We start from the raw sequence: 23216 nt of genomic DNA, 5'->3' as shown, positions 1-23216 counted from the left end.
GTGGTCAAGCCACGGGATGACACAGAGGTAAAATTGATCCACATGGGCAATGCTCGCAATGACCATTTATATCAGCATCAAAGTGGGACTTTCTATAAACTTCTTAAATGCTGCCAAAAACTCAGCACCGACTGCTCCGTCTACTACTCGGTGATCGGCAGAAAGAGTTACGTCCATAATTGTTGCTATAATTACTTGATCATTCTTGACTATAGCACGTTTTGCACTAGCTCCAACACCCATTATACAACTTTGCGGTGGGTTAATTATAGCATTGAAATTCTTAATACCGTACATACCGAGGTTAGAAATGGTAAACCCTCCGCCCTGAAATTCTTCAGGGGTTAATTTATTATCTTTTGCTTTCTTTATTAATTCTTTCATTTCACGAGATAGCTCTATAATGTTTTTTTGATTGGCATTTTTAACTATCGGCGTAACAAGCCCGTTCTCAATCGCTACCGCTACTGAAATATCGACATTATTGTAATACCTAATTGCATCTTCTCCCCAGCTAGCATTGGCATTTGGTACTTCTTGTAAAGCTTTGGCTACTGCTAAAATAATAAAATCATTAATCGATATCCTTGTTGATTTATCTTCAGAAAAAGATTTATTAATGTCTTCTCTTATATCTAACAATTTATCGACATTACATTCTATAGATAAATAAAAATGTGGTACTGTTTGTTTAGATTCAAGCAGACGCTTAGCTATAATCTTGCGGATATTATTATTTGGTACTAAACGATATTCTTCAGGATTTCTACTAACTGTTTTATTATGAACAATGTTAGGAGTATATGATAAGATATCTTGTTTGACTATTCTACCGTGCGGACCGCTACCTTTCACGCTCTCAAGTCTAATATTTCCCATTTTTGCAAGTCTTTTTGCTAGTGGTGAGGCGAATATTTTACTAGCATCATGTTTTATAACTGCTACCTGTTCTTCTACCTTAGCTATATTCTCGTGGGGTTTTGGAAGGTTAGCATCTGCTTTCGGTGACGGTGATACATTATTATTTTTTGCAATAAACGCATCAATGTCCGTTTTTTCTTCATCCTCTTCGCTTAACACGGCAATTAAAGAGTTAACAGGTACATTTTGACTATTTTGTGGGATAACTATTTTGGCAAGTATACCTTCGTCTACTGCTTCTACTTCCATCGTTGCTTTATCGGTTTCAATTTCGGCAATTACTTCCCCGGGATTAACTTTATCCCCTTCTTTTTTTAACCACCTAGCTAGATTTCCTTCCATCATAGTTGGAGATAAAGCAGGCATTAAAATTTTAATCGGCATAACTTATTTAGATTTGATTTTTTATTATTGTTGTTCTTAACGTCATCGCGAGGAGGCGTTATTGTATGGCTCATTTTATGTCATTCCCGCGTAGGCGAGAATCCAGTAAAACATATAAAAAACTTGTTTTTTATATGTTTATTTTATCAAATATGTAACTTCTATATTAATATTGAAGTTATTTTTCTGGATCCCTGCCTACGCGGGGATGACATCGAGTCGGTTTTACCGATTCATGTAACAACACAGCCACGTAGCTCATAACGATTTGAGTAGCTATCACACCTTAATATCAGGGCTAACTATCATTATCATCTGCTTACCTTCCATTTTAGCATGCTGATCGATTTTGATGAGTCCTTCGAGTCCTACTTCTATACGTTTAAATAGTTCTTGACCGACCTCTTTATGAAGAATCTCTCGTCCCTTAAACCATAAAGAAATTTTTACTTTATCTCCATCTTTTAAAAATTCTTTTATTTTTCTTAGCTTAGTTTCAAAATCACCTATACTAATATTAGGTTTAAATTTCATTTCTTTAAGTACGACGATTTTTTGCTTTTTGCGTGCTTCATGCAAACGCTTTTTGCTTTCGTACTTAAACTTACCAAAATCTAGAATTTTACAGACAGGGGGTACAGCATTCGGTGATATCTCGACTAAGTCAAGACCGGCTCTTTCCGCCATATCTAATGCTTCTCTAATATTTACGACGCCGTGCATTTCGCCGTTTTCGCCTACTAGACGAACTTCTCTAGCTCTGATTTCTCTATTAGCCTTAGGAAAATTATTTTTAGAAATAAAGTTTCTCCGTATTATGTTTATAAATAAATATATATTGCATTTAACTTATTTTATTTAAAATTACAAGTAAATAAAATATTTTATCTTTAATTTTATTTAGAAAGTTTTAAAAAAAATTGAAACTACAAGACAAATTCCAAATATTAATAAACAGATTCGTGTTAATTTAGCGACTCTTTCCTGTATTTTCAAGTTTTTTAGGTCTATAGCATGCTTATGAGCTTGTTCTTTTTGTGCCATATGTATTAATTCCTGTAAAGTACCGGGATAAATACTCTCATACTCACTGATTAAATCAATTGGCGGTAATATATGTTCAAATTTTTTACGGTAAAAATTATTATCAGGCTCGTTTACACTAAAAGTCTTAGCATAACCTTTATTTAATCTATTATTTTTGTTAAAAAAACGTTTAGTCTCTTTCATATTCCTTTTTTATTTTTTGAAATGTATATAATATATTACTTTCAACTATTTTAAAATAATCAATTAATTGCGTTTCTTTTTTTTGCTGTTGTTTGGAGCTTTTCATATTTATTATATTCTTTAGTTCTGCATATACTAGTTTTATAAAACTTTGTTTCATTGATTATACTAAATTTATAAAATCTTTTTTTTGTATTAGCGGTTCGCCCCTAAAATTTATAGCATTATTAAACTTATTGCAACAGCTTATAAAATTTTTATCGCATCCGGCAGTAATTTTTACTTCCTCGGCATCTTTGGCAGCATCCGGTATAATATCCTCTAATATAATCAAATCACCGAAATTACTTAGAACTTTACTGTTAAAACGATTTTCGCCGAATATAATTTGACCGCCGTTATAATAGCCGTTTTCTTTATCTAAATTTAGTATTCTTAAATTTTCCTTGAGCATTTCTTTAACCTTATATATGCCGCTATATAAAGCTTTATCTATTTTGCATTTACTATCTCCAAAAACTGCTCTACATGTTTTGCTATATCGATTAATTACAGTCTGATTATATTTTACTGTTTCGGGTTTTAAATGTATTTTAAAGTTTAAATCGTATTTTGTATATAAAGTACAATAATATGTAACGAAATGTTCAAAAAGCTTGTCAGTATATATTATTATTTTAACAATAGCATTATTTAAATCCATTGCCGTCGTAATGCCGTTTTCTTCAAAAATACCTTCAATGATTATATGGTTTTGTGCGGAATCGTTAAATTCTGCTTCTTTTAAATCTAAACCGGAATTTGGTAAAAAAACTCTCTCTTCACTTTTTATAGCATGATCACTATTTGTTAAATTTAATTCCTCACCGCTAGCTAGCTTAATTTGAAAACAATAAACAAAATTCGTAAGCTTTGTAATTACCTCTTCAATCGCAATACTCATATAATCACCTCCACTAACTCTATGTTGGATAATTCTATAGAACCGTCATTACAATAAGAATATTCAAAACTATCTATACTAAATCTAACTGCTACGTCAAAAGTAAAATCAGCAGTTAAAATTACATCTTGACCTAAGGGACTTGGTAAGGTCACTATACCATCGTTGTAATCTACAATGCCTATAGCTCTTACATTATTAATATATAGAATTACACTATTATTAACCGGTTTAGTGATAACTCGTTCGTAAGGAGCATAGGATCGCTATATATATTCTTTAGCTGAAATTTATTTAAATTGCCGTCACCCTTAGCAATCATTCCGTTCGTTACTTTATAATCGGCATAATCCCTAAATCTAAAAGCAAAATTACTTCCATGTCTTGCTTTAAAAAAGCTATTAAACTGCTCAAATTCAGAGCTACTTAATCTAGCATTTTTAATTAAATATTTTTGGTAACCGTAATTGCGGTCTAAATGTCTTGCTTCTCTACCTGATTTAGTTATAGCATGAGAAGTAGAAAATTACGGCTTTCCGACCGCAAAACTTTCAATAAATTCCGGCATGCGTATATCGTGAAAATTCATAAGATACCTAAATTATTATTCAAAAAGAATAATATCCTTTTTAATTAAAGAGCGGAAATCTTCATTCATATCTATATTCCATCTTTTTATATCTATATGTATTGATATATCAGACTCATCTAGTACTTTCCTAATTTCAAGCAAAACTTCATGATTAATATCATCCATAATACAAAGATCAAGATCAGAAAATTTTTTATGATTTCCTTTAACTCTTGAGCCGTAAGCATAAAATTTATAAGGATATTTGCTTAGTATGGTACGTAATATTAGTAAATCTTGTTTATCAAGCTGAATCACTACGTTTCTCCAAATTTTTTATAAGCTCATCTACAGCATCAGAAAACTCATCAAAAATACTAATTACCAATTCTACATTTTTTTCATTATAAGTATGAACTGTAATGTTACGAATCTCGATAAATCTAAACCATTTCCTAGGATCAGAAATTAAACCGCTAACCGCTGCTTCTCGAAATATTTCTTTTAAAGTATATGGGGACTTACCACCTTTTTCACAAAAACGTTTCATCATTTTCCATGCCACTTCATAGCAAAACTCAAAGGCCTGTATACTACCCGCTTTATTCTGCTCGGTATCTAAATGTTTACGAAACTCTTCAAATTTCTTTCTTGATTTTAGTAGGCTACTTATATCTAGCCCTGCGATTAAATGCATTTTATAATTCTATTTTTTGTTTTAACAATGTCTGATAATTCATTACCAGTTTTGTACTGACTAAGTCTTTGCTAATTTGAAATTCTATTTTATTTGCTTTTATCCCTGCAACATTTTCAAATGAGTGATGCTCTATTTTATCGCTTATTTTGCTAGCTAGATTTAACGCCATATTACGATTTTTATCATTAGTAAAGATACATATTTCAAATTCCAGCTGTATTATATTTTGTACATTAGTAGATATATTATTAACATTCAATATATTAACAAGTAAGAATGGGCATTTTGCATCCTGAACAACGGAAAAATATATTTTATTAATTTTAGTTTTTATTTCATTATCATTTATAAGTAATTTATACAAACTTAGCTGAAAATTATAGATAAAATCATGATACATATATTTCCAACGCTATTATATTTAAAAATTTACTTTTTTCTTCAACATTAATAATCCGTTTAATTTCAAATTCCCGTTCTTTAAATAAAATATGCATTTTAGTAGTGATGTTTTTTATAAATCTTATTCTAAATAAAAAATATCCTTCCGTTATTATATGTCCGAAGCTTATATTTTCTAGAGTAAGAAATTTACTATCACATAACGGTTTGATTCCGGCATAGATTGTTAATTTTTCTACCCATCTATCCTCTTTCATCCCCTCTCCTGCGATATTTTCTAAAAATTTAATTTGATGCTGAAAATTTTTCACTACTGTTTTTATCATTTTATTACCTTTTAAATTTAAGTAAGGTGTAGCGTTGTTGTATGGCTCGTTTTATGTCATTCCCGCGTGGCATTGCCCGCGTGGATTAATTTCACCTCTGTCATACCGTGGCTTGACCACGGTATCCAGTTAAAATTAGTATTTGTTTATTATTTTTATGGACCCCGTGGTCAAGCCACGGGGTGACACAGTGGGTTTTACCGGTCCACGCAACAATGCCACGTGGGAATGACATCAAGTACATTTTTTGAACCATGCAACAAAACCGGAATGACGTCAAAATAAATGCCATATTTCCTAAATTTGTATATTGCGATAAGGCAAATATAAATTTTTACCTCTTTGGAAAGCGCGATACAATTCGTAGCTTGACGATCATACATCTCGGCTATATGTAGCATAATCCCATGTTTTATAGCATGCGGAATATTATTTTTATCGTAACCGTTTATATATTCTACCGTCAGCTCTTCATTACTTAATGCTTTATTTAGAGTTAAAAGATTCTGCTCAATCGCATAATCATCTGCAGTTAAGTCATTTTCTTGGTCTTTAAATTTTTTCTTTATTTTTGTTATTTTTATTAATGGGTTATATTTTAATAAAAACTCTTTCTTCCCTGAAATATTACAAATAAACTTGATTTGTTTTGAAATAAAATTTAGTTTGGTAAAATTCTCTGCTGCAGTTATAGCTGCATCAATTAATCCGATTATTAAATCATCATCATAACTTGCCTCCACCCGCATATAATTCTTTACCTGCTCTAAACTCCACACTTCTTGTGGAAATGTTTTTATGATTTGAAAATTGTTTTTTTTGAACATATTAAGCCCTCCGTGTCATTCCCATTTTCTATGTTATCCCCGATCTCTATGTCATTCCCGCGTAGGAATCCAGAAAAATAACTTCAAATATCGATATAAAAGTTATTTATTTAAAAAATAAACCTAAAAAAACAAGTTTTTTATAGGTTTTACTGGATTCCCGCGTACGCGGGAATGACATAAAACGCTCCATGCAACAAGACCGGCTTGACCACGGGATGACACAGGAGTAACATTCAAGATATTACTATCATCAGTAGATTTTATACCCGTCAAAGGTACTTCTTCAAGTTTTTCGGCTTCTTCTTCCGGCATTTCAAAAGATAATAATGTTGAATAGGAATATTCAAATTTACAAAAATGCCATACTTTATCAAATTGCTCATTGCAGTCTTTAATAATTTTTTTTTAATCTCATCACCTATGTATTTAAAATGACGATGATAAAATAACATATTAGAAGTAATAGTAATAGCGATACTATCTAGCTGTTTTTCTAAACATTTAGTATTAGTAATCATTCTTAAAGAAATATTTTGGCATGATTTATATCCAAGTTTTTGACCTATTAAAATAATATAATCACCAAAAATTAAATCCGGTAAAATATCGTAAATAGTACCGCTATAATAAAGCTGAGATAGAGGCAATATCGCCTCTTCTTCACCAAGTAACATCGCACAGGTTAAATTTTCTATTGCCGACTCAAACAATAAATTAACTGCCTTTTTAGTATAGGGAGGCCATTTATCGTGAAAAGCAAAAAACATTTCCTGCAGCCTTAAACCTTCCTTAAGCAACTGATTTACCGGTGATAGATAAAAGATTTTATTGTGTTTCAAGATATATACCACAATATATTACATCGTTAAACAAATACATCCACTGCTATCATGTTTGTTATAATAGTTGTCTTGACCAAGTGTTAGAATTTGTTCGTTTGGTGCTTCATGAATGATAGAGCTTGAAGGGATATAACTAGTTGAGCGTTTTATTTCACCATTAGTATCTTGTGTTTTAGTAGTGTGGTTAATATTAGTATTTGGCAGTGGTGCTGAAACAGTAGAGATAGGCGAAAATGTTGATTCCGGAATACAGAGTATATCTGTTAAATTAGTATTCATTAGATGTTTATTGAAAGCAAATTCAGCATTACTTTTCATTATATCATTAATGCCCATTTGATATATAACTTTGGTATTTAAAATAGAATTAGCACAAACGGTAGTTAATTTTTTAAACTCTTCTGATAAAGCATTATCACTTTTATAGGAAGTATTTGTACATTTAATAGAATCAAGTTTCTTCCCTATTTCTAGGATAAAATCTCCTTTAGTATAATTTTTTCTACCAATCAGCCATTATATAAAACTGAGCAAAATAGTAAGCTGCATCTCCTTGACCACAAACTAACGCCTCTTTTAATTCTTTATGCAATTCAATTATAATGTCTATATTATCGTTTGTTATTATTAGTATATTGCTTCCTGAATTTGTAAGAGGCATTTCAACATTTTGTAAATAATCTGATAATGCTTCTTGTAACATTTCAAAAGAAGTGAGTAGTTTCTTTTCTATTTGTTTATTTTTCTTTTTTATCATTAAATTTCATTCCTTTATTTTTTTTAAGATATGGTGGATAGAAGTTTTTTATAATTCAAAGCAACAAGTTTGAATATCGTTACTCTTTGTATTACCTATTACTTTTGCACTATTTTCTTCTTGATTGAATTCTGTTAATTCAATCATAGAAAAATCATCGATTTCATTATTAAGTTCTCTACAGGTTCTATTCCTACTAATAAGCTGGTAATTTCCCGGTAGGTCACTATTAAATTTTTCTATTAATGGCTCCAAATAGGAAGTTTCTTTATGAAAATAGGAAATTTCAGGATTCCATTCACTTTTAGTTTTATTGATAAAGCCCACTTTTTTTACTGCCAATTCTTCAAGTATTTCATAGTTATCTAATTTAGCACTTTCCGGAACTTTTACGTTTGACAATGTATAACCAATGATACTTACTAAATAACCAGCTCCAGGCATTACAAGGTTAAGGTAATCTTTATGATAGAAATCATTAACCAAAAAACAAGCCTCTAATTTCCCAACTATCATTGCTGCTTGTAAATATTTTATAGACTGAATAAATTTTTTTTGTATTGCATCATTAATTCCTTTTTTTTCTTGATACAAGATTATAGCATTGGAGTATAAATTTTCTCCTTTACTATATAGATACTCAGGAGTTAATTGTTGTGGAGTGTTCGTAGCTGATATTATCAGCTTTTCAAATAATGATTGTTTTTCTTCGTCGTCTATAGTTTCTTCATTATAAGGAGTTTCTTTCATAATCCTTCACATGCGGTATTATTACCGGTAAATAAGGCACATTTAAAAGTTTTTTCAGTTTTTAAAAAATCTTCACTAATATTACGAGAAGAAAACTTTTTAAATTCGTTTAATTGCTTATACGTATTTATTAAAAACTCTTGAGACTTAGAGTTGTTATTCTCTTGGGGCATATTAATATTACCTTGTTAATTTTAGAGCTTAAGTAGAAGTTAACAAAAATTAAATCTACAATTTAAATTTAGTAATATTTTTGCTAAAAAAAAGTTCAGCAGTGGAAAAAGAGATTATTTTTTTGGAAGGTAGTTGCAATATTATTCTGCCGGTACTATCTATATCTTTAAAAAGACCGGTTACTATATCATTTTGATATTTAATGCTAATATTTTTATGTAACTTATAAGCATGTTCTAACCATTTTTTTCTAATAAAAGAAAAACCGTTATTATGCCAAATTTGATAATATTTTTCAAAATTCTCTATTAATTTTTCAAGTAAAGCTTGCGGCTCTATAGGCGGTAGATTTTCGCTTATTAAGCTAGTAGTAGGCTGGTCGATATTATCAGGGTGATAGGTGATATTAATACCAATGCCGATAATAAGGTAATAATTATTTTCTACTTTAACGGATTCAAGAAGTATACCGGCAATTTTCCGACCGTTAACTAAAACATCATTGGGCCATTTTAGTTGTACAATGTCATCCCGTAGCCCCCTCACGGGATCCAGAAAACAACTTACAGCATCATTGGTTGTTGGTTTACTAGATCCCGTGGGGGAGCTACGGGATGACATACAATCATAAACGGCAAGGGCTGCAACAAAGGATAATTGCGGTAATAATTCTAGCTCTTTATTAGGCTTTATTAGTAAACTTACATGTAAGTTACCTATCCTAGACTGCCAATTTTTACCACTTCTTCCTCGTGCTTTGGTTTGAGATTTAGCAAGTACTGCATAGTTTGAATCAACTATTCCCATTTTAGCAGTTCTCATAGCCTCAGAGCTTGTACTGTCTATTTCATCAAAAACAATTAGTTTAAATTTACCGATATTCATTTTTTTAGTAGTTGTCATTAAGCCTACTCGATGTCATTCCCGCGAGGCATTGTTGCATGGATCAGTTTTATCTATGTCATCCCATGGCTTGACCACGGGATGACACTGAACAGATTTTTCGGTCCAGGCGGGAATGACATCGAGTAAGGTTTTACCGATCCATACAACACCGTCGGCTTGACAGCAAGCAAAATCTAATTATCCCCTACTTGCATGACTTCTGACTACACTATGTTTGCTTTGAATTTTTGGTGCTTCACTTTTACTTTTAGTTATAAAACTTTCTAAATCTTGTTTAGTAAATTTAAACTTAGCAATATTTTCATCAAAGGTTTTAGTTTTATCAAATCGTACATCTTTATTTTTATCTATTCCAAGTACCTCAATAAAACTATCTTTTATTTTACTTGAAGCAGCAGGATCGTTTAGGTATACAGCAAAGCTTTCAATGAGTTTGTATCGGCTTTTAATGTATTATTACGACTAGTTGCAGCAATAATTACATATTCTTTAAGCTTTTCATTTAATTCTTTTTCGTTTAATGCTCCGGTTTTACAAAATGATAATAACATTTTTGCTTTATCATCATGATTTTCGATAATTCCTTCTTGTCATTTAGAAGTATTATTTTCTTTTGACGGAATAAACATTTCTAATAATTTAGTCCCAAATGTTTTATCTGCTTCTTTGCCAAGTTCATGATTATTCAAATGTTCTCTAGTTTAACAATATCCTTTAATATGCAAATAATCAGAATATTTTTGTGCATCTTTGAAATCCAAAGTATCTATTCCGGCAGTATCTAAAACAACAGTGTTTAAAGCATTTTCACGTAATTACTCATTAGTTTCTCTTAGAGTTTCGGTATATTTAAATTTTCCTCCTACTTTTGCAAGAGTCTTAAATAATACATCAGCTAAAAACTTTACGATATCACTTGGGTTTTCAAATTTTTTTGCACTATATATAGCAATATTTGCATCAGCTTCCATACCCGTACCAAAAGCCATAGCTAGAGTTCTACCTTGCTTTTTAGCTAAGGTAATCTCTTCCATATTATTAGTTACTTCTTTTATATCAAATTCCGGTTCATTGCCTTTAAAATATTTTGTCGGTATATTATCTCTATATCCGCCGTCGACATGTTTTTTACCGTCAATTTCTACTGGTTCAAAAACAAGCGGTATAGAAGCAGAAGCACGGCAAGCTAAAGCAATTTCAATATTTGGCGTATCAAAGTTATTGAAAATAGTTAGTTCGCTTGTCTCTTGCTGAGTTGCCGTAATTACTAAATCCTTATACTGCACTGGATCGTATTTTTGCAGTAACGCTATATCCTTAAAATATATTTTACCGTCTTTTTGGTCGTATCTTTCTCTTAATTCATCAAGAGCTTTATCATCTTTAACATTTACTATATCCGATCTCTGTAAAAAATTTCTTATATTTTCTTTAATAACAAGTTCTAATAAATCATATAAAGGTTTACCGTCTTTATTTAATTGTACTATACCCGCAGAAAATCATTTTTTTCCAAGTAATGTTTGCAGATTTGTATTTTTAGAAATTTCTTCAAATCGCTCAGGCGGTGTCCCAAGAGCTACCACTGCTGCAGTTATAGCACCGGCGGAAGAACCTGCTACCGCCTTGACATTATCTAAAATACCGGCTTTTTTTGCTGCCTCATAAGCTCCGGAATATATTGCTCCCTTAGCTCCTCCTCCACTAAAAACTATATATTCGATAGGAGTTTCTTGAGCCTTTTTAATATCCTCTAAATTCATAGTTTTATTTTATTAAGTTATCTTCTACAAACTTCCAGTTAATCATATGCTTAATAAATATGTCAACATAATCAGGTCGTTTGTTACGATAATCAATATAATAAGCATGTTCCCATACATCACATGCAAGAAGCGGCTTCATACCGTTTGCTATAGGTGTACCGGCATTAGCGGTTTTTATAATTTGTAACCTATTATCGTGATATACAAGCCATGCCCAGCCGCTACCGAACTGCCCTACTGCCTCTTGCTTAAACTGTTCACAAAATCCTTCAAAACTACCGAAATCTTTATTAATTTGTTCTAATATTTTACCGCTTGGCTTACCTCCACCCTGCGGCTTTATTGAATGCAAAAAAAAGGTATGATTCCATATTTGGGCTGCGTTATTAAAAATAGCCGCATTTGAGTTTTGAGATGACCATTCTATTATTTCTTCTAAATCTTTTTTTTGTAATTCTTCTTTATCTTTGAGTAAATTGTTTAGATTTTGTACATAAGAATTATGATGTTTACCATGATGATAATCAAAAGTCTCGGGAGTAAAATGTGGTTTAAAACTCTCTTTGTCATAAGGTAAATCAGGTAAGATAAAAGGATATGAGGTTTGATTAGATTTGTTGCAATAGGTCATATTATTTTCCTCTAGGTTTGTTTTATTTGATGTCATTCCTGCAAAACGTTAATGTCATTCCTAGCTAAAAGCGGGAATCATACTGCAATAAATTTTAAAACTAAAAGCTCGATTAATCTTGCTTTATGCTGGATCCACGCTTTCGCGGGGATGACATTAAAAACTTGCAATGACGCTGTCTTTATTTTTGTAAGAGTTTATAAAAATCGGAAGCTAAATAAAGCGATCCGGTTATTATAATATTTGCTTTATTATCACCGTTTATCTTCTTTATATCACTAATCGCTTCTTCGAGTGAGTCGCTTTCGCTAAAATCAATCCCGCTCTTTCTACCTTCCAAATTTATTGTTTCTGCACTATGGCTTAGTGGTTCGGATAAAACTTTAACACTGTAATCTTTAATTGTCAAACCCTTAAAGTAGGAGCAAAACTCCTCGATATTCCTATTTTTAGTCATACCGAGTATTAAATATATTGGTGATTTTAAATTATCACGAATCCAATTTGTCAAAACTTGAGCTCCGCTATTATTATGAGCTGCATCTACCCAAATTTGAACATTATCACCTATTAATTTAGAATATTTTTTCGGCTCTATTTTTTCGATTCTAGCCCGCCAAATAGTATTTTGCAGTCCTTTAGAGATAATTTCGTTGCTAATATTAAATTGTTTATTTATCAAACTTATTAAAGCAATAACGCTTGCAGCATTTATTAATTGATGATCACCAAGTAGTGAAGGAGTCGGAAACTCATAACTAAAATTTCGTGATGAATAAATAAATCCGTTGTCCGTCTTTTTAATACCGAAATCATATTCATAACAAAAACTCGGTACCTCTAACTCTTCAGCCTTTGTAAATAATGTTTCATAAACTTCCAAAGCTTGCATACTTATAACACAAGGAATACAAGACTTCATAATACCAGCTTTCTCACCTGCTATTAGAGGTAATGTATTACCGAGCCTATTCATATGATCATATGAAATAGGAGTAATTAAGGTAATTATAGGCTGCTCGATTATATTTGTTGCGTCTAACCGACCGCCTAGTCCCGTCTCTAAAATTAATATATCGGCTTTTGTTTTCTCAAATGCTACAAATGCTGCTGCCGTAGTACCTTCAAAGAAGCTAGGTTCAATATTAAATTTTTCGCTTGCTAACCTTACCTCCTCACAAACCTGCCATAATTTGTTATCCGAAATTTTCTCACCTGCTACTACGATTCGTTCATTAAATTCTAATAAATGAGGAGATGTATAGCAATGTACCTTATAACCGGCAAGCGTAAAGATGCTTTTAAGCATAGCACTGCTTGAACCTTTACCGTTTGTACCTGCTATATGTATGACGGGAGGAAGCCTTAAATGAGGGTTACCTAAGGCTTTTAAAAGTCTTGCTATATTTTCAAGATCATATTTAATATTATTTTTCCAGGTCGGCACCGGAAAATGCGGCATTAGCATTGTTATTGATTTTTTTCATGAATATATAGAGTTATACAAAACTATAAACGCTTAGGATAGAAAAAGATTTTAAAGAAATATTTTTTAGCGATTAATCCAAATCTTGGCAATATTTTAATGCTTTATTCAATTCTATTATTTCGTCAAAGGATAGTTTGCCAATTTTTGTATCGATTTTATCAATTGATATAGCATTAATTTTATCAACCATAATACAAGATTGTGATTTAAGACCATTTAATTCTGTAGGAGTCAATAGCAGACGATAAATTGCAGTATTTATTAAATAGGTTGTTATAGGACAAACTAATATGCTGGCAAGAGTTTTATTTAACGAGTTAGATTGAATAACAACAGCAGGACGAGGTTTGCCGTAATCTCCACTTAATACACAAACTACAATGTCGCCTTTTTTAATTTCTATTTTGTCCATTTATTAAATCCAATCTGTGTAATCTTGATTTTTTTCCCATTCTTCTTCTAATTTTTTTTGTTCCCTAGATAACAAAGATTGCCGTTTAACATCTTCTGCTTTTAATTGTTTAATACGTTCCTGTCCCTCGACAAATAAACGTACAGCTTCATTAATTAAATCGTTTGGACGACAATGTAATTCTGCAGCTATCAATGTAATTTTTTCACTTAAATTGGTTTCTAAGTATATACTAGTTGGAGTGTTTTTTGTCATTTTATACCTGCACAACAATATTGATAATATAGATTATAACATATTATATTATAATCTACACTATACTTGTATTTCACTACAGTCAAATTTTGAAGTTCATCGAGTTTTTGGTTTTACTATATTGATAAGTCCAATTAATAAGCCCGATTTAATTATTCCGGGTATTATAAAAGGTAATACACCACCGTAAAATGCACCGCTTGGTCCTAAAAGTTTAGAAAGCCACATCCAGCCAAAACTCATAATAATTATATTACCGATCAAACATAAAGATATCTGATTTAACCATTTATTAGAAGTAAAAATTTTATCTTTTAAGCTAGCCATAATATATACGGCAATTACAAAACCCGCTAGATATCCTGCGGTAGGACCGAATAATATTCGTAACCCGCTTGAAAACTCTCCAAACACAGGGATTCCCATTGCTCCAAGAGTTATGTAAGATAGTATAGTTAAAGGTGCTGTAGTCTTATTATATGTAAGTCCGATGAACATCGCTGCAACGGTTTGCAATGAAATAAATATAGGCTTCATAGGTATTAATATTTGTGAACAAATAGTAAGTAATGCCACTCCTAAAACTATTTCTATTGCTTGCCTTTTGCTTAACGGTAGCAAGATTGAATTAAGTTGCATAAAAATTACCTCATAATTTATTTTTAAGTAATTACACTAAATAGAATTATATAATGTTCTTGTCAATAATATAAAAATGAAAATAAAAATTCCTAATGATTTAGGAATTTCAAAAGAAAGTATTAAGCATTACGTGCATACTTTAAAACTTTATGCTCCAAAGTATGAGATAGATTATATTACTGCACAATAAATTATAGAAGAAAAGTGCTTTCAAAACACCTTATTACTTATTTTACTCGGTGGAAGAGATTTATACTATGCACAAAAATTGCAAGACAAAGGAAATGATAATATAAAAAATTATTTAAAAAATGGCGGTAATTTTCTTGGAATATGTGCCGGTAGTTATTATAGCGGCAATTATTTAGAATTTGCTAAAGGAACAAATATAGAGGTTATAGGGGAAAGAGAATTAAAGATTTTCAATGGAACGGTTAGAGGACCATTGCTTGCTCCTTACTACTATAATTCAAATAAAGGAGCAAGAGCCGCTTACCTAAAAATAAATCCAACACTTAATTTAAATATTAAGTATTGTTATGCTTTTTATAATGGTGGTGGATATTTTGTTGATGCAGAAAATACTAAAGATATTGAAAATAATAGCAAGTTATGAAGATAATAAACCTGCAGTAATAAAATGTACTTGCGGTGACGGTACAGCTATTTTAAGTGGAGTTCATCTAGAATATGAGCCTGCACTCATAAAAAATCAATCTCTTAATAATATTCGTAAAATACTAAAAGCTCATGATACGGAAAGAATCAAATTATTAAATTATATATTCAAAAATCTAAATATGTATAATAGCTTGGAGGGGTAAAGCCAGGGATTCTATCTTGTAATAATAACCTAAAAGCCGGTCTTGATTTAACTAGTGAATACCAATGTTTGATAAGCGTCCATTTATCCCAATAAATCTCACCGAAATAATCGAGTACCGATAAGTGACAGCTTGCGGCAATGTCGGCAATAGTCAGTGAATCCGATACAAGATAACTTCTTTTTTCTAGTAAAGAAGTTATATATTCCAAATGATAATTCAAATTATTTTTTGCAGCACGTAAAAACTCGGTTCGTGGGCCGCTCATTTTAGCAATTGATCTTATAACTTTTTCATCGATAATAATCTTAGTAACTTCACGATAAAATTTATCGTTAAACCAAAAGAATAATCGTCTAATTTCGCAACAAATATCAATATCTTCATCTAAAAAATTAAAATTCGGATATTTGCTATTAAGATATTCAACAAAAGGATAAATACCTACCACAAATAAGCCGTATGATTCTTCTAAAATAGGCAATGTTCCGGCAGGATTTATTTTTAAGAAATCTTTATTGAATTGCCAATAATCTTCTTTAATCGTAGTAAATTCTATATCTAATTCTTTTAAGAAGACACGAGCTTGTCTTGAAAGAGGACAAATAGGATTATGATATAACTTTTTCATTAAATTTGTGTCATAGTAAGTTCTAGGTCATCAATGGTTTGACAGAGGTTGTTGCATAGCACATTTATGTCATTCCTGCGTAGCATTGTTGCGTAGACCGGTAAATGCTCTTTTGTCATTCCCGCGAAAGCGGGAATCCAGAAAAAAGTATAAATACAGCAAATTTTTAAAATTAAAAGCTCGATTTATCTCGCTTTATGTTGGATTCCTGCTTTCGCAGGAATGACATCGGTATCCACGCAACAATGCTACGTGGGAATGACATAGAATGCTTTTTGAGCCATACAGGCAACACCAGTTAAGCCACGGGATAACAATAAGGTCTATAAGCCGGATTCTGTATGAATATAAATTCATTGCAGTTATTTATCTAGGATAAACGTTACCGTTTACCTCAAGCGATCTACCCGCATTACAAGCCGGCTAGAGATAACCCGGGAACTTGATAAGTTCTGTAACGCCTATTTGATCTTGCTCTTGGTGGGGTTTACCATGCGTAATTTGTTACCAACTTACCGGTACGCTCTTACCGTACCTTTTCACCCTTACCAAAAATATTAAGATAGAACTTCAAAATTTGAAGTTGCGTCGAAATATTCATACTTGGCGGTATATTTTCTGTGGTACTTTCCCTAAAGTAATAATACTCTGCCGGAGGTTAACCGGCACCATACCTCTATAGAGTCCGGACTTTCCTCGTGATTATATCATCACGCAACTGCACGACCGTTTAGAATTATGGTCAATTTTCTTAAATTAGTCAATAACATTTAGAAGAAGTTCAATTAACTTATTAAGTTCTGTGAAAGTTTCTAATTGATTTGCTATTTTGAGATATTTTTTTAGCAAAAATTAATAAGATTTTTTTTGAAAATTTGACTTTTGTACACAGAATATAATTAAATTAATAAGTATAATAACAAATTTATTAACAAATTTAAAATTTCAACTATTTTATTAAAGATATTCTTAATTTAACATTGATACTATTTTTTTCATACTGTATAAATATGTATTTAATGCTTCTAAACACATAAATTGTTAGCAAATTTTGATATATGATATGAAAAAATTAATTTATTATTTTGGCAGTAATGGTAGTGACGGAAACGCTAGCATGAAGAATGTACTTGGTAATAAAGGTGCTGGTCTTGCTGAAATGTCTAATCTAAAACTACCTATTCCTGATGGTTTTACAATAACTACAGAGCTATGTAATTACTTTTATACCCACAATAATAACTTTCCTAAAAATTTTCAAAACGACTTAAAAAAAGCTATCACCGAACTTGAAATAACTACCGGTAAAATTTTCGGCAGCACAAGCAATCCCCTATTATTATCGGTGCGTTCGGGTTCTACGATTTCAATGCCTGGAATGATGGATACTATCCTTAATCTTGGAATGAATAACGAAGTATGTAATGCTCTTGCGGATTCCTGTGGTGATAAACGATTTGCTCTTGATAGTTACAAAAGATTTCTAGAAATGTATGGTTCAACGGTATTATCTATACCTAGTGATCTATTTGAACAAATTTACGAAAAGCACAAGATTCAAGCCGATATTCATAAAGATAGCGATATTACCGTAGAATTATTAGAAAAAATTATTGATGATTTCAAACGGTTGCATATTAAGTATACTAAGCAACTAATTAATGATCCTTATGAACAGTTAGAATCAGCAATTAAAGCGGTGCTACATTCTTGGATGAGTAATAGAGCGGTTATATATAGAAAAATCAATAATATTTCGGAAGGTTTCGGTACAGCTATTAATATCCAAGCAATGGTTTTCGGTAATTTAGGTAAAACTTCAGCTACGGGGGTTGCTTTTACTAGATCACCTTCTACAGGAGAAAAAAAGCTCTTTGGAGAGTTTTTAATAAATGCTCAAGGTGAAGACATAGTATCAGGAACTAGAACACCTATGCCTATTATTGCAAATGATTCAAATTCTATGCAAGCAATGATGCCGGAAGTATTTAAGGAATTATCACAAATTGCGAAAAAGCTTGAAGAACATTACTTAGATATGCAGGATATAGAATTTACTATAGAAAATAATAAGCTATATATCTTACAAACACGTACTGCAAAAAGAACAGCCATCGCTGCTATTAATATTGCCGTACAAATGGTAGAAGAAAAGCTTATTTCTAAAGAACAAGCCTTAATGCGAATCGATCCGGAATCATTAAATCAATTATTACATACAAGAATTGATTACAGTAAGGGTCTTACTTCTATTGCCGAGGGTCTACCAGCTTCTCCTGGGGCTGCAACAGGTATTGCAGTATTTTCACCTTATGATGCCGAAAAATTATCTCATCATCATAAAGTAATTTTAGTACGCCATGATACTAGCCCTGAGGATATTAACGGAATGCATGTTTCTTCAGGTATTTTAACTATTAGAGGGGGAATGACTTCACATGCCGCAGTTGTGGCAAGAGGTATGGGGAAGCCTTGTGTTTGCGGTACAAGTAATTTATCTATAGATGAGAAAAAGCAAATATTAACAGCAGGCGACATAGTTATTAAACAAGGTGATATTATAACGATTGACGGAGGTGGCGGCAAAATCTTCTTAGGTGAAATGCCGTTAATTCAACCTACTTTCAGTGAGGAATCAAAATTAATTTTAGATTGGGCAGACGAGATTAGTAGCTTAAAAGTTCGTGCAAATGCCGAAACAGTTAACGATGCTTTAGTATCTATAAAATTGGGGGCTCAAGGTATAGGTTTGTGTCGTAGCGAACATATGTTTTTTGATAAAAATAAAATTCCTTTAGTAAGGGAAATGATTATTGCTCCTGATATAGAACGTAGAAAGCTTGCCGTGCAGAAATTATTACCTATGCAAACTGAGGATTTTAAAGCTTTATTTAGAGTAATGAAAGACAAACCGGTAAATATTAGATTACTTGATCCGCCGTTACATGAGTTTTTACCTACCACTGAAGAAGATAAAAAGAATTTGGCAAATAGCTTAAATCTACCGTTATCCATGATTAATCAACGTCTTCATGCTATGCATGAAGTAAATCCTATGCTCGGTCACCGTGGATGTAGACTTGGTATATGTTCACCGGAAATTTACCAAATGCAAATTGAAGCAATTTTTACGGCTATTTTTGAGCTACATAAAAAAGAACATATAGAATGTAATTTAGAACTAATGATTCCTTTAATTAGCAATGTAGGTGAAATAAAAAAGCTTAAAATGGATATTTATGAGGTAATAGAGGAATTAGAGCAACGTTATAGATATAAATTTTCTTTTACGCTCGGTACTATGATAGAACTACCAAGGGCAGCACTCGGCAGTAAGAAAATAGCTAAGGAAGTTGACTATTTTAGTTTTGGGACTAATGATTTAACTCAGACTACATACGGAATTTCTAGAGATGATATTGCATCTTTCCTTCCATATTATTTAGAAGAGAAGATTTTTGAATCCGATCCATTTACTACTCTAGATGAAGAAGGTGTAGGAGAATTAATTGAAATTGCTATAAAACGAGGAAAAAGCAGTAATGCTAATTTGAAACTCGGAGCTTGCGGAGAACATGCAGGAAACCCTGCCTCTATAGAATTTTTTCATAGAATGAATTTAAATTATGTTTCTTGCTCTCCATACCGTATCCCTATAGCAAGAATTGCCGCAGCACAAGCTAAGATTAAACACGGGTGATAAAGGCGTTGTCCGTGTGGATCAATTTCACCTCTGTCATCCCGTGGCTTGTCCACGGGATCTTGTTATTACAGACTGAGTCCTGAGATACCGCGATCAAGTCGCGGTATGACATTAAAGATGACTGGATTCCCGCTTCTGCGGGAATGACATAGAGTCAATGCCCCGTAGTAATAACATTCACCACTTATATTATTTACAAATTAATATGATCATAATACCGATATTAAGCATTTTTGGCTTTTCGTTTTTTTTTGCCAAATATTTCAAAACAAAATTGACTTTCACTATTCCCGTAACAGTCAGCATATTAGTAACGATTTTATATTGTTTTGCTATGTTAAAGCTATTACCGTCTGCAACATATATATGTTATTTCATCGGTATATTTTTAGTTTTCATGTCATTTCCCTCTTTTATGTTATCTTCCCCTTTCATGTCCTCCTCACTCTTGATGTCATTCCTGCGGAAGCAGGAATCTAGAAAAAATATAATTGAAATTATCATATTCGCTTTACTAATCTTCATATTTTTTCTTTATACAAGAGAGGCATCGCTGCATGCTTATGATGATTTCTCGCACTGGGGGATATTTACTAAAGAGTTGTTATATTTCGGTGTTTTTGAGAATCAGTCTTCGTTAACTTCCATTATTACTACTCATGCCCATTATCCAAGAGGTGCTGCAGTTTATCATTACTTCCTGCTTTCACTTTCAGGTTATTCGGACGGTAACGTATTATTTGTACATTTCTTATTACATTTAGCATTTCTAGCTCCTTTAGCCGCAAATAAGAAATTGTGGCAAACCGGTGTGTTGTTCACACTGTTACTTTGCAGCGTAGTATTATATACAACCGGAATTCGCTCTATATATAACGACAGCACCATCGGTTTAATGTTCGGAGCTATTTTTATGATTTATATACTTGAGGAAGACAAGAAAAAAGCATTATTGCTTATTTTACCTATTACGATATTGTTGGTCTTTTTCCGAGAAATTGGAACTTGGTTTGCTAGTTTTGCTTCGATAATTCTTATAGCTCATTATACAATTTTCTATAAGAAACCTAAAAAATCAAGTGATTATATTGTATATCTGATACTACTTACTTTACCAATTTTGTGTAATTTTATTTGGATGAGTTATTTTAAAAATACTCATGATTTTTTTGACAGAAGCGAACATAGTTTTAGCAATTTAATATATATTGTTGAAAATTTTAATGAACAGCATAGAGCATTATTACTAAATTACGGTAAATTTCTCTTGTTATTCTTAGTAAAAGAAGGAAGTTTAGTTGTATATACTATTTGTATAGCAGCATGGTACGGAAATATAAACCGGATTTGCTAAAAGAATATAAATTTTTTCTGATAAGTATTTTTGCTTGTTTTATAATTTTTGCCTTGTGGCGATTATATTTATATTTCTTTAACTTTAGCTATGAGGAAGCAATTAGAGGAGCATCGTTACTTAGATATCTAGGATGTTATGTTATAGCTATCGGAATGATTGCAGCTTCATATATTAAAAATAGTATTTTCTTAAATAAGCAAAGTAATAAAGAATTATTTATATTCCTTCTGCTTCTTGCTATTTCTACGTTTTCCGTAGTAAAAAATATATTAAGAATCAAATACTTAAGCTTAGAACAAAAGAATTTTATCCAGCAAACGACAGAGATTAAAAAGCTATTAGAGCAAGGCAATAAAATTGAATTTAATTTTAGCGGTAAGAAAGATAATTTACAATGTTATGTATTAAATTATAATCTAGCACCGTATTTAGATAAAAAATATTTACAAGAATGTATAAAAACCCCTAAAGAAGCGACGATAGAAACAGCAGAAGAAGTATACGCTCCCTTTAAATAGCATCAAATCGTCATTGCGAGGAGGCATTGTTGTGTGAACCCAAAAATCCGTTCGGTGTTATACCGTGGCTTGACCACGGTATCCAAAAAAACAATAAAAATACTAATAATTTTAGTATTTTTAACTGGATCCCGCGCTACAAGCTCGCGGGATGACAATAGAAAACCCATCCACGCAAGAATGACATAAAACCAATATAGATTTTAACAATTATGGATATAAAATATAATTTAGCTGCCGCTTACCGAATAATGGCGTATTTATCGCTGGATGATCATACTTATACGCATCTGTCCGCAAGACCTAAAAATGCCGATTTTTACTATATTTATCCTTTTGGACTAAGGTTTGAAGAAGTAACTACGGAGAGTCTTTTAAAAGTTAGTTTAGACGGAAAAATTTTAGAAGGGGAAGAATATCAATATAATAAAACCGGTTACTTTATTCATGGTAGTATTTATAAAGCACGCCCTGATATTTTTGCTGTTTTTCATTATCATACTCCCGCAAGCATAGCAGTTTCTGCTTTAAAATGCGGGCTTTTACCGCTCAGTCAATGGGCATTACATTTTTACGACAGAATATCATATCATGATTATAATTCTCTAGTATTAGATGCTAACAAACAGAGTAGTAGACTTGTTACTGACCTTAAACAGAATTATGTGATGTTACTTCGTAATCACGGTGCTATTACCTGCGGCAAAACTATTCATGAAGCTATGTTTTATACTTACCATTTAGAACAAGCTTGTAAAACACAATGTTTGTTAAGTTCTACAAAAGAACAAGAACTTATAGTTCCTTCCGTAGAAATATGTAAGCAGACGGTAAAAGACTTATTATCGTTTGAAGAAGATTTAGGTAAACGTGACTGGGAAGCTTGGCTACGACTTGTGAATATGTAATCACAACACTACTATCCCGGCAGCTTTACTTGGTTGTTTTAAGGATTTATCAAGGGTTGCTATTGGTAACCCACAGCGTAATGCTAACTCTAAATAGCTAGCATCATAAAGTGTTAATCCATACTGCAACGCTAAATCCATTGTTTCAAACCATGTGTGCTCTAGGGTTATTTGATCAACTTTGATGTAAATATCTTTTAAAGTATAAACTGCTTGGTGGCGTTGATTGGAAGTAAGACGTTTTGCACGCTCTGCACATAATAATACATTTCCAATCTCAAGTCCCCAAATAGAAGGGACGATTGTTCCTTCCGTTATGGTTTTATCTAGTATGGGAGTGTTGA

The 23216-nt window shown here is 31.9% G+C and carries 28 protein-coding genes, 1 other RNA gene and 4 pseudogenes; 5 read left to right on the top strand and 28 right to left on the bottom strand.

What is annotated here, in order from left to right; all coding sequences use genetic code 11:
* Positions 1-66: 66 nt before the first annotated feature.
* The 25 genes and pseudogenes from SB78_RS01570 to SB78_RS01460 form a co-directional block, all read right to left on the bottom strand.
* Positions 67-1305 (bottom strand): pyruvate dehydrogenase complex dihydrolipoamide acetyltransferase, encoded by a 1239-nt coding sequence (locus tag SB78_RS01570; RefSeq protein WP_041078002.1) that lies wholly within the window; start codon positions 1303-1305, stop codon positions 67-69.
* 279 nt (positions 1306-1584) lie between these two features.
* A complete protein-coding gene (infC, locus tag SB78_RS01565; RefSeq protein WP_241773658.1) occupies positions 1585-2070 on the bottom strand; it encodes a translation initiation factor IF-3 in 486 nt (161 codons plus the stop codon).
* Between the two features lie 135 nt (positions 2071-2205).
* A complete protein-coding gene (locus SB78_RS01560; RefSeq protein WP_041077998.1) occupies positions 2206-2535 on the bottom strand; it encodes a DUF2335 domain-containing protein in 330 nt (109 codons plus the stop codon).
* Positions 2522-2695 (bottom strand): hypothetical protein, encoded by a 174-nt coding sequence (locus SB78_RS09915; protein WP_008580225.1) that lies wholly within the window; start codon positions 2693-2695, stop codon positions 2522-2524. Before SB78_RS09915 ends, SB78_RS01560 begins: the two co-directional genes overlap by 14 nt.
* Positions 2696-2698: 3 nt before the next feature.
* Positions 2699-3478, bottom strand: a complete 780-nt coding sequence (locus tag SB78_RS01555; protein WP_041077996.1) for a DUF2163 domain-containing protein — start codon at positions 3476-3478, stop codon at positions 2699-2701.
* Positions 3475-3986 (bottom strand): annotated as a pseudogene (locus SB78_RS11655) (phage distal tail protein, Rcc01695 family). The gene SB78_RS01555 and the pseudogene SB78_RS11655 overlap by 4 nt, the downstream one beginning before the upstream one ends.
* A gap of 96 nt (positions 3987-4082) precedes the next feature.
* On the bottom strand, positions 4083-4367 hold the full coding sequence (locus tag SB78_RS01545) for a nucleotidyltransferase domain-containing protein (protein ID WP_011271084.1): 285 nt from the start codon (positions 4365-4367) through the stop codon (positions 4083-4085).
* Positions 4354-4746, bottom strand: coding sequence for an HI0074 family nucleotidyltransferase substrate-binding subunit (locus SB78_RS01540; RefSeq protein WP_041077994.1), 393 nt, complete (start codon positions 4744-4746; stop codon positions 4354-4356). Before SB78_RS01540 ends, SB78_RS01545 begins: the two co-directional genes overlap by 14 nt.
* A 1-nt stretch (position 4747) precedes the next feature.
* Positions 4748-5149, bottom strand: coding sequence for a hypothetical protein (locus SB78_RS01535; protein ID WP_041077992.1), 402 nt, complete (start codon positions 5147-5149; stop codon positions 4748-4750).
* Entirely contained in the window at positions 5139-5477 is a 339-nt protein-coding gene (locus SB78_RS01530; RefSeq protein WP_041077990.1) for a head-tail adaptor protein, read from the bottom strand. The genes SB78_RS01535 and SB78_RS01530 overlap by 11 nt, the downstream gene beginning before the upstream one ends.
* A gap of 100 nt (positions 5478-5577) precedes the next feature.
* The gene (locus SB78_RS11420) at positions 5578-5712 is read right to left on the bottom strand and encodes a hypothetical protein (protein ID WP_277813937.1); all 135 of its coding nucleotides are present in this window, start codon (positions 5710-5712) and stop codon (positions 5578-5580) included.
* Entirely contained in the window at positions 5675-6226 is a 552-nt protein-coding gene (locus SB78_RS07600) for a head-tail connector protein (RefSeq protein WP_410524490.1), read from the bottom strand. The genes SB78_RS11420 and SB78_RS07600 overlap by 38 nt, the downstream gene beginning before the upstream one ends.
* Before the next feature lie 201 nt (positions 6227-6427).
* Positions 6428-6619: a hypothetical protein gene (locus tag SB78_RS09060; protein ID WP_146624994.1), complete on the bottom strand. Its 192-nt coding sequence runs from the start codon at positions 6617-6619 to the stop codon at positions 6428-6430.
* Positions 6577-7146 (bottom strand): hypothetical protein, encoded by a 570-nt coding sequence (locus SB78_RS10540; RefSeq protein ID WP_241773656.1) that lies wholly within the window; start codon positions 7144-7146, stop codon positions 6577-6579. The genes SB78_RS09060 and SB78_RS10540 overlap by 43 nt, the downstream gene beginning before the upstream one ends.
* Before the next feature lie 18 nt (positions 7147-7164).
* Complete coding sequence (locus SB78_RS01515; RefSeq protein WP_041077988.1) at positions 7165-7467, bottom strand: hypothetical protein; 303 nt, start codon at positions 7465-7467, stop codon at positions 7165-7167.
* Between the two features lie 184 nt (positions 7468-7651).
* A complete protein-coding gene (locus SB78_RS01510; RefSeq protein WP_041077986.1) occupies positions 7652-7906 on the bottom strand; it encodes a hypothetical protein in 255 nt (84 codons plus the stop codon).
* Between the two features lie 48 nt (positions 7907-7954).
* Entirely contained in the window at positions 7955-8656 is a 702-nt protein-coding gene (locus SB78_RS01505; protein ID WP_041077984.1) for a hypothetical protein, read from the bottom strand.
* Positions 8653-8829, bottom strand: coding sequence for a hypothetical protein (locus SB78_RS09905; protein WP_199402693.1), 177 nt, complete (start codon positions 8827-8829; stop codon positions 8653-8655). The genes SB78_RS01505 and SB78_RS09905 overlap by 4 nt, the downstream gene beginning before the upstream one ends.
* Positions 8830-8884: 55 nt before the next feature.
* On the bottom strand, positions 8885-9715 hold the full coding sequence (locus SB78_RS01500) for a biotin--[acetyl-CoA-carboxylase] ligase (protein ID WP_041078029.1): 831 nt from the start codon (positions 9713-9715) through the stop codon (positions 8885-8887).
* A 198-nt stretch (positions 9716-9913) separates the two neighbouring features.
* Positions 9914-11499 (bottom strand): annotated as a pseudogene (locus SB78_RS11650) (patatin-like phospholipase family protein).
* A gap of 4 nt (positions 11500-11503) precedes the next feature.
* Positions 11504-12133, bottom strand: coding sequence for a superoxide dismutase (locus tag SB78_RS01480; RefSeq protein ID WP_041078027.1), 630 nt, complete (start codon positions 12131-12133; stop codon positions 11504-11506).
* Positions 12134-12314: 181 nt separating this feature from the next.
* Complete coding sequence (locus SB78_RS01475) at positions 12315-13601, bottom strand: folylpolyglutamate synthase/dihydrofolate synthase family protein (RefSeq protein ID WP_041077978.1); 1287 nt, start codon at positions 13599-13601, stop codon at positions 12315-12317.
* Positions 13602-13692: 91 nt separating this feature from the next.
* On the bottom strand, positions 13693-14034 hold the full coding sequence (locus SB78_RS01470; protein WP_041077975.1) for a type II toxin-antitoxin system PemK/MazF family toxin: 342 nt from the start codon (positions 14032-14034) through the stop codon (positions 13693-13695).
* A 3-nt stretch (positions 14035-14037) separates the two neighbouring features.
* Positions 14038-14289: a hypothetical protein gene (locus tag SB78_RS01465; protein WP_041077973.1), complete on the bottom strand. Its 252-nt coding sequence runs from the start codon at positions 14287-14289 to the stop codon at positions 14038-14040.
* Between the two features lie 96 nt (positions 14290-14385).
* A complete protein-coding gene (locus SB78_RS01460) occupies positions 14386-14928 on the bottom strand; it encodes a biotin transporter BioY (protein WP_041077972.1) in 543 nt (180 codons plus the stop codon).
* Positions 14929-15004: 76 nt separating this feature from the next.
* Between SB78_RS01460 and SB78_RS01455 the strand changes: the two are divergent.
* Positions 15005-15755 (top strand): annotated as a pseudogene (locus SB78_RS01455) (BPL-N domain-containing protein).
* Here the strand turns inward: SB78_RS01455 and SB78_RS01450 are convergent.
* Together SB78_RS01450 and rnpB are read right to left on the bottom strand one after the other, a co-directional pair.
* Positions 15718-16386: a glutathione S-transferase family protein gene (locus SB78_RS01450; RefSeq protein ID WP_041077969.1), complete on the bottom strand. Its 669-nt coding sequence runs from the start codon at positions 16384-16386 to the stop codon at positions 15718-15720. The pseudogene SB78_RS01455 and the gene SB78_RS01450 overlap by 38 nt on opposite strands.
* Positions 16387-16696: 310 nt before the next feature.
* Positions 16697-17120: RNase P RNA component class A (gene rnpB / locus SB78_RS01445), an RNA gene on the bottom strand.
* 329 nt (positions 17121-17449) lie between these two features.
* On the opposite strand from rnpB, the gene ppdK reads away from it, so the two are divergent.
* The 4 genes and pseudogenes from ppdK (at position 17450) to SB78_RS01430 (ending at position 22872) form a co-directional block, all read left to right on the top strand.
* Complete coding sequence (gene ppdK / locus SB78_RS01440; RefSeq protein ID WP_041077967.1) at positions 17450-20086, top strand: pyruvate, phosphate dikinase; 2637 nt, start codon at positions 17450-17452, stop codon at positions 20084-20086.
* A 208-nt stretch (positions 20087-20294) separates the two neighbouring features.
* A pseudogene (locus SB78_RS01435) lies at positions 20295-21964 on the top strand (hypothetical protein).
* A 33-nt stretch (positions 21965-21997) separates the two neighbouring features.
* Complete coding sequence (locus tag SB78_RS10530) at positions 21998-22153, top strand: hypothetical protein (RefSeq protein ID WP_241773661.1); 156 nt, start codon at positions 21998-22000, stop codon at positions 22151-22153.
* A gap of 23 nt (positions 22154-22176) precedes the next feature.
* Positions 22177-22872 carry a class II aldolase/adducin family protein gene (locus SB78_RS01430; RefSeq protein ID WP_041077965.1) on the top strand — a complete coding sequence of 232 codons (696 nt, stop codon included), beginning with the start codon at positions 22177-22179 and terminating at the stop codon, positions 22870-22872.
* Here the strand turns inward: SB78_RS01430 and SB78_RS01425 are convergent.
* A partial coding sequence (locus tag SB78_RS01425) for a type II toxin-antitoxin system VapC family toxin (RefSeq protein WP_041077963.1) occupies positions 22873-23216 on the bottom strand: 344 nt, incomplete at its 5' end.

The sequence above is a fragment of the Rickettsia asembonensis genome (assembly GCF_000828125.2).
Classification (GTDB): domain Bacteria; phylum Pseudomonadota; class Alphaproteobacteria; order Rickettsiales; family Rickettsiaceae; genus Rickettsia; species Rickettsia asembonensis.
The sequence above is the reverse complement of the archived record's forward strand: the minus strand, read 5'-3'. Positions and strand labels throughout refer to the sequence as shown.